We start from the raw sequence: 13,514 nt of genomic DNA, 5'->3' as shown, positions 1-13,514 counted from the left end.
GAATCACCCGCGCGGCCCGAGCAGCGACACCGTCCGGGTCCCCTCCACCTCGGTCACCTCCACCCGGAAGTACGGCTCGATAGTGATCCGGATGAACTCCAGGTCGTCGACGATCTGCAACGGCAGCAGGTCGGCCGGCGTCACCGGGGCCGCCGACCTGACCAGGTCGACCCGCCGGCCGATCCGCACCGACTCGACCAGGAACGCACCCAGCTCCTCGGGTGCGAACAGTCGCCACAGGTCGACGCTGACCACCCGCTCGAACCGCTGGTCCTCGAGGCCGGTCACCACCCCGGCCAGGTGCCAGTTCTGTTCGCCGAGCGGGGCGTCGTAGTCGAACGTGCGGCCACCGTCGCCGAGGCGTACCTTGCTGGCGCCGTAGCCGATCAGCAGGCAGTCCCGGTCCTCCAGTTCGGCCAGCAGCGGCGCCGGCAGGGTGTCGACCCGGCCGAGGCCGTGCCGCTCGCAGGCGGCCAGCGCGTCCTCGAAGCGCATGATCCGCCGTACGACGTTGGCCCAGTTGCCGGGGTAGCCGAAGAACTCCATGTCGAAGCGGGGATGCTTCTGCGCCAGGTAGCGCACGTTCTGGGTGAGCTGCGACATCAGCATCGGCATGACCCGGAAGTGCGGCAGGTCGTAGGTGATCGCCTCGTCGCCGAGGTGGAACAGGTCGATGTCGTCGCCGTGGTGGTGGAAGATCCGGTAGAACAGTTCGTTGTCCTCGCCACCCCAGGTGACCAGGTTCTCGTCGAACCCGCCGACCGCGTCCAGGGTCGCCCGGTCGACCGACGCGTTGTTGGTGTGCCCGTAGATCCACGGGGCGCGTTTCCAGTCCCGGCGCCGGCTCGGGGCGAAGAGCAGGTAGTCGCGGATGTCCTCGTTGTAGTCGCCGATCACCCGGTGGTCCGGCGTCTCGCCGCGCTTGAGCGCGTCGATCGCCCCCCAGTCCAGGGCGAGGCTGCGGCCGAGCAGGACGGTCGGGCGCAGGCCACGGCCGACGTGGAAGTCGCGGTGCCGCTCCAGCGTGGTCGGATGCGCCGGCTGGTCGGCGTCGAGGAACAGCACGATCTCGCCCCGGCCGGCGGCGATGGCCCGGTTGCGGGTCACCGAGCGGCCCCGGTTCACCTCGTTCGCCAGGTACGTCAGGGGGAGCCGGTCGACGTAGCGTGCCACGACCGGCTCGACGGGCACGTTCGAGCCGTCGTCGACGACGATCACCTCGAACCTGTCCCGGGGCAGGGTCTGCAGCGTCAGCGAGTGCAGGGTCATGTCGAGCAGGTGCCCGTTGTCGTACGCGGGCACCACCACGGTCAGCAGCGGGTCGTCGGCGGTCACGAGGTTCCTCTCAGGTGTGGTGGTCACGGCACCGGGCTGACCGTGGTCTCACGTACGGCCGCGAGCAGCCGCTCGTTCGCCGGCCGGTCGCCGACCGTGATCCGTACGCCGTGGCCGGGATAGGGCCGCACCAGCACGCCGGCCTCACCCAGCCGCTGCGCGAACCCGGCGGAGCCGTCGCCGACCGGCAGCCACAGGAAGTTGGCCTCGCTCGGCGCGACCGGCAGCCCGTACCCGGTCAGCGCCTGCGCGAGCCAGCGTCGCTCGGCGGCCAGGTCGGCGAGCCGGGTGGCGAGTTCGGCGGTGGCGTCGGCGGCCAGCGAGGCCACCGCGGCGGCCTGCCCGAGCCCACCGGGGAAGAAGACCATGCCGGCCATCCGGCTGGCCGCCCCGACCCGGGCGCCGGCGACGGCGTAGCCGACCCGCAGGGTGGCCAGCCCGTACGCCTTCGAGAAGGTCCGCAGCACGCAGACGTTGTCGCGCCCCCGGTAGAGGTCGATCCCGTCGGGCACGTCGGGGTCGGTGACGAACTCCCGGTAGGCCTCGTCGATGATCACGACGACCTCGGGCGGGATCCGGTCCAGGAACGCCTCGACCTCGGCGCGGTGCAGCACCGCCCCGGTCGGGTTGTTGGGGTTGCACAGCAGCACGGCGCGGGTGTCGGCGGTGACCGCGTCGGCGATCGCGGCCAGGTCGTGCCGGAAGCCGTCCATCGGCACCGGCACCGGCCGCGCCCCGCCGTTCGCGATCAGCAGCGGGTACGCCTCGAACGACAGCGCCGCGTGCAGCACCTCGCCACGGGTGCGGTCGAGGCCGGCGATGACGTGCTGGCACAGCCCGGCCGAGCCCGGCCCGACCAGCACGTGTTCCGGCGGCACGTCCAGGTGCCCGGCGATCGCGCCGACCAGCGCCTTCGACGCGTGGTCGGGATACCGGTTGAGCTGCCCGGCCCCCTGCTCGACCAGCCGGCGCACGCTCGGCAGCGGCGGGTACGGCGTCTCGTTCATCGACAGGTCGACGGGGGTGGTCATCGGGTCTCGCTCTCGGTCGCGGGTTGTCGGGGACGGTCGTTCGCGCGCGGGTCGGGCAGCAGGCCGAACTGGTGGAGCCGGTCGAGGGCCGTCAGCCGGTGTACGCCGACCCCGGCGAGGTTGCCGGTGGTGATCCGCAGCAGTCGCCGGTTGGCCGAGGTGTGCCGCATCATCCGGCGCCCGAGCACCTGGGGAAGGCCGGTGGTGGTGGTCAGCATCCGCGACGCGTTGTGGCTGACGGTCGCGGTGTGGTCGAGCCGGGGCAGCCGGGCGGCGTGGTATTCGCGCAGCGCCCGGTCCAGCGCGGTCGGGTCGGTGCCGGCGGCCGCGACCCGCTGGGCCAGGGTCTCGGCGTCGACCAGCGAGCTGTTCATGCCCTGCGCGGCCATCGGGTGGACCGCGTGCGCCGCCTCGCCGACCAGGGCCAGCCCGGGGGTGGACAGCCGGGGGGCGCGCAGCCGGTGCACGGCCAGGATCTGCCGGGTCCGTAGCGCGGCGCGCAGCGCGTCGGCGAGCGGGGCGAGCGCCGGCGTGCCTTCCAGCACCGCCGCCGACCAGTCGGACAGGTCGCCGCCGCCGCGCAGTTCGTCCGGCTCGACCTGCACGTAGAGGCGGCACCGGCCGCCGGGCAGCGGGTAGACCAGGCGCAGCCCCCGGTCGCCGGCGTACGCGGTCACCTCGTCGTCGACGCGTACCCCGGCCAGGTCGAAGGCGACCAGCCGGTGGTCGTACGCCTGCCGGCGGGCGGTCAGCCCGGCGTCGGCCCGCAGCCTCGACGACAGCCCGTCGGCGGCGACGACCAGCCGGGCCGCGATGTCGTGCGGCCGGCCGTCGCGTACCGCCCGGATGCCGGCGATCCGGCCGGTGTCGTCGCGCAGCACCCCGGTGACGGTGACGCCGCGCCGCACCTCCACGCCCGGCCCGAGCACGCCGGTCAGGGCGTCGAGCACGTTCGGGTAGCCGGTGCACAGGATCTGCCGGTGGTCGCCGGCCAGGTCGGCGTAGTCGAGGTTGAGCAGTGCCCGGCCGGCCGGGTCGCGGATCGCCAGCCGGGCCACCGGGACCGCGCCACCGGCGTGCACGGCCGGCAGCGCGCCGAACGCGTCGAGGACGCGTACCGACTCCGGTTGCAGGATCTCGCCCTTGGGTACGTCGGCGGGGCCGTCCTGCCGGTCGACGACCAGCACCCGCAGCCCCAGCGCGCCGAGCGCGTGGGCGCTGGCCAGCCCGCCGACGCCGGCGCCGCAGACGACGACGTCGGTGGTCACGCCCGCGTCCCCGGGGTCGGTGTGCCGTGCGTGGCGCCGGTCGCGGCGGCCCGGTGCGCGGCCAGGGCACGCAGCGCCAGCCCACGGGTGATGATCGAGTTCGGGTAGTGCATGTGGTGCCGGATGTAGACGCAGAGCCGGGTCGCCGGCCACGACCCGTCGGGCAGTTGGGCGTCCAGCAGCCAGCCGACGCCGCGCGAGATCCGTTCGTCGTCGGCCGGTAGCCCGGCGGCGAGCAGCGCGTGGACCGCCCAGGCGGTCTCCTCGACCGAGCCGGGCCGGTCGTCGCCGGGGCCGAACGACCCGTCGTCGCGCTGGGCGGCCAGCAGCCGGTCCCGGGCCCGTACGGCGACCGGGTCACCGGCCAGGCCGGCGCGGGCGAGCGCGTCGAGGACCATCGCGGTGCCGGAGGTGTGGTCGCGGTACCACAGGTTCTCGTACGACCCGTCCGGCCGCTGCGCGGTCCGCAGCCATTCGACGGCCCGGGCCACCGGCGGGCTGTCCGGGGTGTGGCCGGCGTCGAGCAGGGCGACGACCCCCTGGGCGGTGATCGCCGGGCAGGGGCCGTCGTTGGCGAGCTTGGTGTCGCGTACCCACAGGCTCCACGAGCCGCGGGTGTCCTGGCGTTCGGTCAGCCAGCCGACGCCGCGGCGCAGCACCGGGTCGTCGGCGGCGCCGGGCAGCCCGGCCAGGCCGGCGACGATCTCGGCCGACTCCAGGGTCACCGGCCAGCCGTCGGCGCCGGAGAAGCTCCAGCCGCCGGCCGGGCAGTCGAAGACCGGGAACGGGTTGCGCTGCTGGGTGCGGTGGAACAGTTCGCGGGTCGCGGCCAGCCGCGGGTCGGCGGCGTACCCGGCGGCGACCAGGCCGGTCAGCGCGAACGCCGACTTGGTCAGGTCCAGGTTGGTGACCGCGTCCCAGGCGCCGTCGGGGCGTACGGCCCGGCGCAGGAAGCCGGCGATCGCCTCGACCAGGTGCGGTGCCTCGCCGGCGCGGGCCAGGCCCAGGCAGACCAGGGCCGCCGGCCACGGGTCCTCGCTGAACGCGCCGGTGCGCCCCTCGTGCTCGTGGATCGCCTCGAGCAGGCGCAGCGCGGCCGGCCGGGCCAGCTTCAGCGTCGCCCGGCGCAGCGCGCCGGTCGGCATCGTCGCGCCCTGGAGCAGCGCGATGCCGATGAACGGTGCGGTGCGGAACGAGATCCGGTCCCGCCGTACGCCGTCGAACAGCACCAGTTCCAGCGGCAGCCGGCGCGGGGCCGGCGCCTCCGGGAAACCGGCGAGGGCCTGGAACTGCTGGCAGAGTACGGCCACCGCCCGGTCGGTCACCGCCGCCACCCCGCCGAACTCGGCCAGCCGCCGCTGGCCGGCGGCGACCGCGGCGTCCGTCTCGGGGTCACCGGTGCCGGCGACGACGCGCAGCGCGGCGGCGGCGACCGCGGTCGGCACCACCTCGCTGTCGGCGCCGAGCACCCCGCCCCAGCCGCCGTCGGCGCCCTGCGCGGCGCGCAGCCAGGCGGCGCCGCCGCGGACCAGTTCCGCCGAGCCGGCCGGGTCGGCGGCGTGCAGAGCGGTGATCGCGCCCGCGGTGCCGAGCACCGACGCCGGCGGATGGTCGGTGAACGCGCCGTCGGGGCGCTGGTGGCCGAAGAGTTCCTCGGCACCGGCCGCGACGGCGGCGGCGACGCGGTCCACGGGTACGGGGGGCATCGGCGCTCCCTTCAGGACGGATCGGACGTGACCTGCCCGGCGGGCGGGACACCGGGGGACGGGCCGGCGGCCCCGGCCGGGGGAGCGGGCGGGCCGAGCTCGTAGCCGGCCCGCATCCGGGCCTGGGTCCACCAGCTCACGGTCAGCGCCGGTACGACCAGCACGACGGCGGGCAGCAGCCCGAAGCCGAGCCCGATGGCCGCCCCGGCGAAGCCGATCCGTTCCAGGACGAGCAGTTCGTGGGCCCGCAACGCGGTCCGTATCGAAAGTTGGTCGCGGCGCGGCAGCAGTGTCGCGAAGGCGGCGAACCCGACGGCGGCGGTCAGTGCGAGCAGCGCCAGGTAGCCGCCCCGCCCGCCGGTCAGCGGCGAGTCGACCGGCCGGACCAGTCCGCCGACCGCGGCGGCGGCCACGGCGGCGAGGTAGAACAGCAGGGCGATGCCGGCCGCGATCCGGTCGCCGTGCCGCACCGGTACGGTCCGGTAGCCGCCGGCCCGGTCGCCGGCCATGTCGCGGATCGTGCCGACCAGGTTCGACGCGGTGTCGTGCGCCCAGAACGCGACGGCGAAGGCGACCAGCGGCCACCAGCCGACCGGGGCGACGACCAGCGCGCCGTAGAGCATGGCGAGGGTGCCGAGCGCCCCACGGGCGAGGTTGCCGGACAGCCCGCGGGCCTTCAGCCCCTTGCCGTACGCGACGATCCCGATCGCGGCGAGCACGGCGACCAGTCCGGTGCCGAGGCCGCCGGCGATCGCCAGTGCCCCGACCCCGACGAAGCACGCCACGCCGCAGCCGAGCGCCGCCTGCGGGCGCAGCCGCCCGGACGGGATCGGCCGGTGCGCCTTGCTGATCGCGTCGAGCCGCCGGTCGAAGTAGTCGCCGAGGTAGTGTCCGCCGATCCAGCCGATGGTGGGGGTGGCCCAGGCGGCGAGCAGCCGCCACCAGTCCCGGTCGCCACCGCCGAGGCCGGCGCCGGCGAGGCCGAGCAGGCCGACGTACCACAGCGTGTAGGGGCGCCAGGTCTGCACGTGGGCGATCAGGGTGGTGTGCCGGCGCCCCGTGACGGCCGTCATCCGGGCACCGCGGCCCAGCCGGCGATGGCGGCCAGCGTGTCCCGGGCCGTCGACTCGTCGAGTGTGGACAGTCGGCGGTGGGCCCGGCCGGCGTGCTCGGCGGCCACGTCCCGGGCGGCGGCCAGCGCCCCGGTGGCGCGCACGATGTCGCGCACCCCGGCCAGCGCCGCCGGGTCGGCGCAGCCCCGGCTCAGTGCCTCGGCGAGCTGCCGGCGTTGGGCCGGCCCGCCGGCCCGGTGGGCGAGCAGCACCGGCAGCGTCGGCCGGCCGTTGGCCAGGTCGCTGGTGGTCGACTTGCCGATCGTCGCCGCGTCGGAGGTGTAGGCCAGCAGGTCGTCGCGGATCTGGAAGGCGATCCCGACGCTCTCGCCGTAGCCGGCGAGCAGCCGGGCCCGCTCGGCGTCCGCGCCGCCGAGCAGGGCGCCGATCTGGCACACCGCCCGGAACAGTGCGCCGGTCTTGAGTCGGACCATCTCCAGGTATTCCGTCGCGGCACCGGCCGGGTCGCCGGCCAGTCCGGCCTCGAGCACCTGGCCGCGGCACAGGTCGGAACCCGCCCCGGCGAGCGCGTCGACGGCGGCGACGATCCGGTCGGCGGGCACCCCGCCGGCCCGGCACTCCACGATCGCGGTGAAGGCGGTGAAGATCAGCGCGTCGCCGGTGACGATGGCGTCCGGGGTGCCGTACGCCGCCGACACGGTCGGCCGCCCCCGCCGGGTCGCGTCGCCGTCGATGATGTCGTCGTGGACCAGTGTCGCGACGTGCAGGTATTCCAGCCCCAGCGCGGCCGGCAGCACCGGCTCCGGGCGGCCGCCGGCGGCGACGGCCGACTCCAACGCCATGATCGGCCGGATCAGCTTTCCGGCGGGCAGCAGCGCGTGACGCACCATCGTGGACAGGCGGTCGGCCGATTCCGGCCACCTTTGCCCGAGCCGGTCACGTAAAAGGCGGCCGCTGTGGCTGGCGGACAGCTTCCCCGTGAAGTCGAGCGGATCTGTGCTGGCAACAATGGTCATGACATCAGGCCCCTGCGAGCGGAATTGCCGCTGTCCGAGGAAATATCACCGCGGGATAGGGACGCTACCACCGCCTCATCTGCCGGTAAAGACACTGGTTGATGGGTAACACAGCGTTCATATCCGGCGTCCCCGATCCGGCCCGGTACCGATCCGATGATCACCCAGCGTTGTCGGAAAGTCGGAGTTGGCGGAGAAAGCCGACAACTAGCATCGACCGCCACCAACCCACCGTTACCGTCCAGGGTCCGGTTCGACCCCGCCGGTACGGTCCGATCGGGGGCTCGCGGTAGCCGGCAACCTGCTGATAGCGTTGCCGACCATGCCAGCCGGGATGCCGTGCCAGCGAGGTGGATGATCGTGTCGGGCCCGCGTCGGCCACTGTCGGTCGCCCAGTCCAGCGTCTGGTTCGCCCAGCAGTTGGCGCCCACCAGCCCGGCCTGGAACATTGGCGGATATCTCGAGATCCACGGTCACCTCGACCGCGCCGCCTTCGAGTGGGCCGCCACCCGGGCCGCCACGGAATTCGAGGCATTGCGCCTCAAATTCGGCGAGGACGGCGGCGAACCGTGGCAGGTGATATCCGACCGGGCCACCATTGATCTGTCCTACGTAGATGTGCGTAACACCAATGACCCGCAGGTGGCCGCGCATTCGTGGATGGCCGCCGAAATGGCGCGCCCGACCGATCTCACCACCGGTCGGCTATTCGGCACCGCACTGATCAGGATCGCCGACGATTTCTTCTACTACTACCAGCGGGCCCACCACGTCATCCTCGACGGCTACGGCACCGCGCTGGTCGCCCGCCGCACCGGCCAGCTCTACACCGCCCGGACCACCGGGGCACCGGCCGGCCCGGCCCCGGCCGGCTCACTGGTCCGGCAACTCGCCGACGACGCCGCCTACCGCGACTCCGACCGCCACGCCGAGGACCGCACCTTCTGGACCGGATACCTCGCCGGCCGGCGGGCGCCGGCCAGCCTCGCCGCCCGTACGGCGCCGGCCTCGCCGCTGGCCCACCGGCGGACCCTGCACCTGTCCACGACAGACGTGGAGATGCTGCGCGTCGCCGCCAACCGCGACTCGTGGCCGGCCCTGTTCGTCGCCGCCACCGCCATCCAGCTCTTCCGCACCACCGGCGAACCCGACCTGGTCCTCGGCTTCCCGATGACCGGCCGGTGGGGCCGCAACGCCCGCGAGACCGCCGGCATGATGACCACCGTCCTGCCGCTACGGCTGCGGCTCACCGGAGCCATGACCGTCGACGAGGTGACCCGGCAGGCCGCCGACCAGATCCGGCTCGTCCTGCGCCATCAGCGCTACCGCCTCGAGGACCTGCGCGCCGACCTGCGACTCACCGCCGACGCCGGCCAACTGCTCGGCCCGTCGGTCAACGTCATGGCGTTCGACAACCGGCCGCTCTTCGGCCCGCACCCGACCCTCGACCGCACCCTCGGCGCCGGCCCCGTCGACGACCTCTCCATCGACGTCTACGGCACCCCCGGCGGCGCCGACCCCAGGATCGACTTCGTCGCCAACCCGGCCCGCTACGACGACACCGAACTCACCGCCGTCCAGGAGCGGTTCCGCCGCGTCCTGCACGTCGTCTGCACCCGGCCCGGCCTGCGGCTGCGCGACGTACGGCTGATGCCGGCCGCGGAGCGGGCCGCCGTCCTCGCCCGCAGCGCCGGCCCGGCCCACCATGTTCCGCCCGGCACCCTGCCGGCCCTGTTCGAGGCGCGGGCGGCGGCCACCCCCGACGCCGTCGCCCTGGTCACCGCGAACGGGGCGGCCGTCCACTACCGCGAACTCGACACCCGCGCCAACCGGCTCGCCCGGGAACTGCTCGCCCGCGGCACCGGCCCGGGCGCCGTCGTCGCCCTCGCCCTGCCCCGCTCGGCCGACCTCGTCGTGGCGATGCTCGCCGTACTCAAGACCGGGGCCGCCTACCTGCCCGTCGACCCCGGCGACCCCGCCGAACGGATCACCTACCTGCTCGGCGACGCCCGGGTCACCCTGCTGCTGACCGACACCGCCCACCGCGACACGATCCCCGGCGGCCCCGACCCGGCCCGCGTGCTGGTCGTCGACGACCCGGCGACGCTCACGAGCCTCACCGGGCGGTCCGGCACCGCCCTCACCGCCGCCGAGCGGGCCCGGCCGCCACACGAGCGGGACCCGGCGTACGTCCTCTACACCTCCGGGTCGACCGGCCGGCCGAAGGGCGTCGTCGTCGCGCACCGCGGCCTGGTCAACCACCTCGCCTGGATGCAGGACCGCTACGCCCTCACCCCGCGCGACCGGGTGCTGGTCAAGACGCCGGCCGGCTTCGACGTGTCGGTGTGGGAGTTCTTCTGGCCGCTGCTGGTGGGCGCCACCGCCGTACTGGCCCGCCCGGACGGGCACCGCGACCCCGGCCACCTCGCCGACCTGATCCGCGCCGAGGGGATCACCACCGCCGGCTTCGTGCCGTCGATGCTCCAGCTCTTCCTGCGCGAACCGGCCACCGCCGGCTGCCACGACCTGCGCCGGGTGCTGTGCATCGGCGAGGCACTGCCGACCGACCTGGTGGCCCGGTTCCACCGGGTCCTCGACGCCGAACTGCACAACCTGTACGGCCCCACCGAGGCGTCGGTCGCGGTCAGCGCGGCCCGGTGCGTCCCCGGCCCGGAACCCGTCTCCATCGGCGCGCCGGCGTGGAACACCGCCGCCTACGTCCTCGACCCGTTCCTGCGACTGGCCCCGGACGGCGTACCCGGCGAGCTGTACCTCGCCGGAGTCCAGCTCGCCGACGGCTACCTGCGCCGCCCCGGCCTGACCGCGCAGCGCTTCACCGCCGACCCGTACGGGCCGCCCGGGGCGCGGATGTACCGCACCGGCGACCTGGTGCGGCGCCGCCCCGACGGCGAACTCGTCTACATCGGACGCACCGACGACCAGGTGAAGCTGCGCGGGCACCGGATCGAACTCGGCGAGATCGAGGCGGCCCTGGCCGCCGACCCCGACGTCGCCCAGGCGGCGGTCGCCCTGCGCGCCGACGCCACCGGGGACCAGGACCTCGTCGGCTACCTGGTGCCGACCGCCGGCCGCGACACGGTCGACCCGGCGGCCGTACGGGCCCGCCTCGCCGAGACCCTTCCCGCGCACCTGGTGCCGGCGGTACTCACCGTGCTGGCCGCCCTGCCGCTGACCCCCAACGGCAAGCTCGACCGGCACGCACTGCCCGACGTCGGGCCGGCCGTGGCCGCCGCCGGCCGGGCGCCCCGCACCCGGCACGAGGTCGTCCTGTGTGGACTCTTCGCCGAGGCGCTGGACCTGCCGATGGTCGGTGTCGACGACAGCTTCTTCGACCTCGGCGGGCACTCGCTGCGCGCCGCCCGGCTGGCCAGCCGGATCCGCACCGTCTTCGGGGTCGGGCTCGACCTGCGCGCGGTCTTCGAGTCGCCCACCGTCGCCGGCCTCGCCGCCCGCCTCGGCACCGACCCGCTCCTCGCCGGTGCCGGTGGCATCAACCCGGCCCTTGCCGGTGCCGGCGGCACCGGCAAGGGCCCCGACGCGGCCGCCCACCGGACACCGGCGACCGCCGGTGGCGGGCCGGCCACCGGATGGGGCGACAGCGCCCTCGACGTCGTCCTGCCGCTGCGCGCCACCGGCACCGCGCCGCCGCTGTTCTGCCTCTACCCGATCACCGGCCTGAGCTGGTGCTACTCGGTCCTGCTGCGGCACATCGGCACCGACCGGCCGGTCTACGGCATCCAGTCGCCGGCGCTCGCCCGCCCCGGCGAGCCGCCGCGCACCATCGAGCAGATGGCCGCCGACTGCGCCAACCACATCCGCTCCGTCCAGCCCACCGGGCCCTACCACCTGCTCGGCTGGTCGCTCGGCGGACTGCTGGCGTACGCGACCGCCACCGAACTACAGCACCGGGGGGAGGACGTCGACCTGCTGGCGGTGCTCGACGCCTACCCGCCCGACCCGCACCTGCACAGCCCGGTCGCCGCCGACATCGAGCGGCGGCGGATCCTCAACGTCGTCCTCGCCGACTTCGGCTACGACCCCGCCCTGCTCGACGGCGGCCCGCTCGACCTCGACCGGGTCCTGTCCGTCATCCGGGCCACCGGCGGCGCCCTCGTCGACTGGTCCGACGAGGCCATCGCCGCCCTGGTCGAGGTCACCACCAACAACCTCGCGGCGGTACGCGCCTTCGACCCCGACCGGTTCCACGGCGACCTGCTCTTCTTCTCCGCGACGCTGACCCGGCCCGAACTGCTGCAGACCGTCGACACCTGGCTGCCGTACGTCGACGGCCGGATCGACAACCGGGACATCGCCTGCCGGCACGAGCGGATGATGCGGCCCGACGCCATCGCCGAGATCGGCCCGATGCTCGCCGAACACCTGGCGGCCCTCCCGTCCAGGCCGCCGGCCGTGCTGCCGGCCGCCACCGGTGGCCCGGCCCGCTGACCCGTCGTCGTCCGCCGGTCGGGTTCGGCGCCCGGTCCGGCACCGTGCGTCGGCCGGGGCCGGGCGTGGCCGGTTGCCATAGACTGCCGGCGTGTCTCTCCGCCGACGTTTCGCCGCCGCACTCCTCGGCGTCGCCGTCGCAGCGTCCCTTGTGGGCTGCGCCGACGACAGCGAGGTCGTCACGTTCACCGACGAGCACGGTCGGGTGTGCACCGCCCTGGTCGTGGACGACGGCTCGGACGGCGACCGCGAGCCGACCGCGCTCGACTGCGAATACCCGCCGGCCGGCCGGACCCCCGGCGCGACGACGCAGCAGCCACTGCCCGGAAAGGACTAGCGGCCCGTCCTGGCCACGCCACGCGACTGTCGTCCACGGGGTCAGCGTCGCACTGTCCCGGTGTTCCGGGCCAGTGGGGGCGAGCGGGTGAGGGCGGTCAGGTCGGCGACCAGCCGGGTGAGGTCGGGCAGGGCACGCAACTCCTCCCGTAGGGCGGTGACCCGGTTCCGGTAGCCGGGGTCGGTGAGTACGGCGGCGCAGGCCCGGGCGGTCGCCTCGACCGTCAGGTCCTCGATCGGCAGGGTCCGGCCGAGGCCGAGTTCGGCGACCCGGGCGGCGTTCGCGGGCTGGTCGGCGACGACCGGTAGCGCCACCATCGGCACCCCGGCGGCGACCGCCTCCCGGATCGCGCTGTAGCCGGCGTGGGTGACGAACAGGTCGCACCGGGCGAGCAGTTCGGCCTGTGCCACGTACGGCACCACGGTCACGTTCGCCGGCACCGGCCCGACGGCCCCGGCGAGGTGTGCCTGGCCGCCGAGGGTGACCACGGCCCGGCACGGCAGGGTGCCCAGTGCCCGCACGATGACCGGCAGCAGTTCGGCCATCCCGGGCAGGGTCAGCGCGAGCGAGCCCAGGCTGACCAGCACCAGCGGGCGGCCTGGGTCTCCGCCAGGACCGCCGGCCGGTGCCGGCTCCCCTTCGGGTACGGGCACCCGGTAGTGCCGGGCGGTCGGCAGCCGCAGGTCGGGCGGGTACCAGCGGGGCGGCAGCAGGGCGGCGAGCAGGTGGCGGTGCGGGTGCCGGGGATCGTCGACCGGCGGCAGACCGAGTGCCACCCGCTGCGTATTGAGGGCGTCGTGGACGACCGGCAGTTCGGTGAGCGCGTACGGGGCGATGTCGACGGTGGCGTGCGGGATGCCGAGCCGTTCGGCGGCGAGATAGCCGCCGAACTCGGCGGGCTCACGCACGATCACGTCGGGGCGCCAGTCCGGGGCCGCCGCCAGCAGTTCGGCGGCGAACCGGCCGGCGACCGGTCCGGCGTACGCCCGGGCGATCTGCCGGGCGACGGCCGGGTCGACGGTGCGGCTGCCGGGCGCCATCAGCACCTTCGGCAGCCCGAACTCGTCGGCGAGGGCCGGGTCGGTGCGCAGCTCGGCCAGGCCCGGCACCCGGGGCAGCGGCAGGTGGGCGACGCCGTGCCGGCGCAGTTCGTCGGCCATCGAGCCGGCGGTGGCGACCGCGACCTGATGGCCGGCCGCCGCCGCCGCGTGGGCCAGCGGAACCAGCGCCGGCACCAGGTGGGACGTGATCGGCTGGCAGGTCAGCAGGATCCGCACGCGG

At 74.9% G+C, this 13,514-nt stretch carries 9 protein-coding genes; 2 read left to right on the top strand and 7 right to left on the bottom strand.

Going from position 1 to position 13,514, the window contains the following annotated elements; genetic code table 11:
- Positions 1-3: 3 nt before the first annotated feature.
- From AB0I42_RS05135 to AB0I42_RS05110, 6 genes are read right to left on the bottom strand one after another with little or no spacing between them, the layout of a single operon-like run.
- Positions 4-1,362 carry a glycosyltransferase family 2 protein gene (locus AB0I42_RS05135; RefSeq protein WP_357534338.1) on the bottom strand — a complete coding sequence of 453 codons (1,359 nt, stop codon included), beginning with the start codon at positions 1,360-1,362 and terminating at the stop codon, positions 4-6.
- Entirely contained in the window at positions 1,359-2,366 is a 1,008-nt protein-coding gene (locus AB0I42_RS05130) for a histidinol-phosphate transaminase (RefSeq protein WP_357534336.1), read from the bottom strand. Before AB0I42_RS05130 ends, AB0I42_RS05135 begins: the two co-directional genes overlap by 4 nt.
- On the bottom strand, positions 2,363-3,634 hold the full coding sequence (locus AB0I42_RS05125) for an NAD(P)/FAD-dependent oxidoreductase (RefSeq protein ID WP_357534334.1): 1,272 nt from the start codon (positions 3,632-3,634) through the stop codon (positions 2,363-2,365). The genes AB0I42_RS05130 and AB0I42_RS05125 overlap by 4 nt, the downstream gene beginning before the upstream one ends.
- Positions 3,631-5,340, bottom strand: coding sequence for a prenyltransferase/squalene oxidase repeat-containing protein (locus AB0I42_RS05120; protein WP_357534332.1), 1,710 nt, complete (start codon positions 5,338-5,340; stop codon positions 3,631-3,633). Before AB0I42_RS05120 ends, AB0I42_RS05125 begins: the two co-directional genes overlap by 4 nt.
- Positions 5,341-5,351: 11 nt before the next feature.
- The gene (locus tag AB0I42_RS05115) at positions 5,352-6,413 is read right to left on the bottom strand and encodes a UbiA family prenyltransferase (RefSeq protein WP_357534330.1); all 1,062 of its coding nucleotides are present in this window, start codon (positions 6,411-6,413) and stop codon (positions 5,352-5,354) included.
- Positions 6,410-7,429, bottom strand: coding sequence for a polyprenyl synthetase family protein (locus tag AB0I42_RS05110; protein WP_357534329.1), 1,020 nt, complete (start codon positions 7,427-7,429; stop codon positions 6,410-6,412). The genes AB0I42_RS05115 and AB0I42_RS05110 overlap by 4 nt, the downstream gene beginning before the upstream one ends.
- Positions 7,430-7,789: 360 nt before the next feature.
- Here AB0I42_RS05110 and AB0I42_RS05105 point away from each other — a divergent pair, with 360 nt between their 5' ends.
- Positions 7,790-11,896 (top strand): amino acid adenylation domain-containing protein, encoded by a 4,107-nt coding sequence (locus AB0I42_RS05105; protein ID WP_357534327.1) that lies wholly within the window; start codon positions 7,790-7,792, stop codon positions 11,894-11,896.
- Positions 11,897-11,987: 91 nt separating this feature from the next.
- Entirely contained in the window at positions 11,988-12,233 is a 246-nt protein-coding gene (locus tag AB0I42_RS05100) for a hypothetical protein (protein ID WP_357534326.1), read from the top strand.
- 41 nt (positions 12,234-12,274) lie between these two features.
- On the opposite strand, the gene AB0I42_RS05095 is transcribed toward AB0I42_RS05100, so the two are convergent.
- A complete protein-coding gene (locus tag AB0I42_RS05095; RefSeq protein WP_357534324.1) occupies positions 12,275-13,510 on the bottom strand; it encodes a glycosyltransferase in 1,236 nt (411 codons plus the stop codon).
- Between the last annotated feature and the right edge of the window lie 4 nt (positions 13,511-13,514).

The organism is Polymorphospora sp. NPDC050346, assembly GCF_040655695.1.
In the GTDB taxonomy this organism is placed as follows: Bacteria; Actinomycetota; Actinomycetes; order Mycobacteriales; family Micromonosporaceae; genus Polymorphospora; species Polymorphospora lycopeni.
The sequence above is the reverse complement of the archived record's forward strand: the minus strand, read 5'-3'. Positions and strand labels throughout refer to the sequence as shown.

Excerpts from the sequence above, each read along its gene's own strand:
- AB0I42_RS05130 (WP_357534336.1), bottom strand. The coding sequence starts at position 2,366 with ATGACCACCCCCGTCGACCTGTCGATGAACGAGACGCCGTACCCGCCG.
- AB0I42_RS05120 (WP_357534332.1), bottom strand. The coding sequence starts at position 5,340 with ATGCCCCCCGTACCCGTGGACCGCGTCGCCGCCGCCGTCGCGGCCGGT.
- AB0I42_RS05115 (WP_357534330.1), bottom strand. The coding sequence starts at position 6,413 with ATGACGGCCGTCACGGGGCGCCGGCACACCACCCTGATCGCCCACGTG.
- AB0I42_RS05110 (WP_357534329.1), bottom strand. The coding sequence starts at position 7,429 with ATGACCATTGTTGCCAGCACAGATCCGCTCGACTTCACGGGGAAGCTG.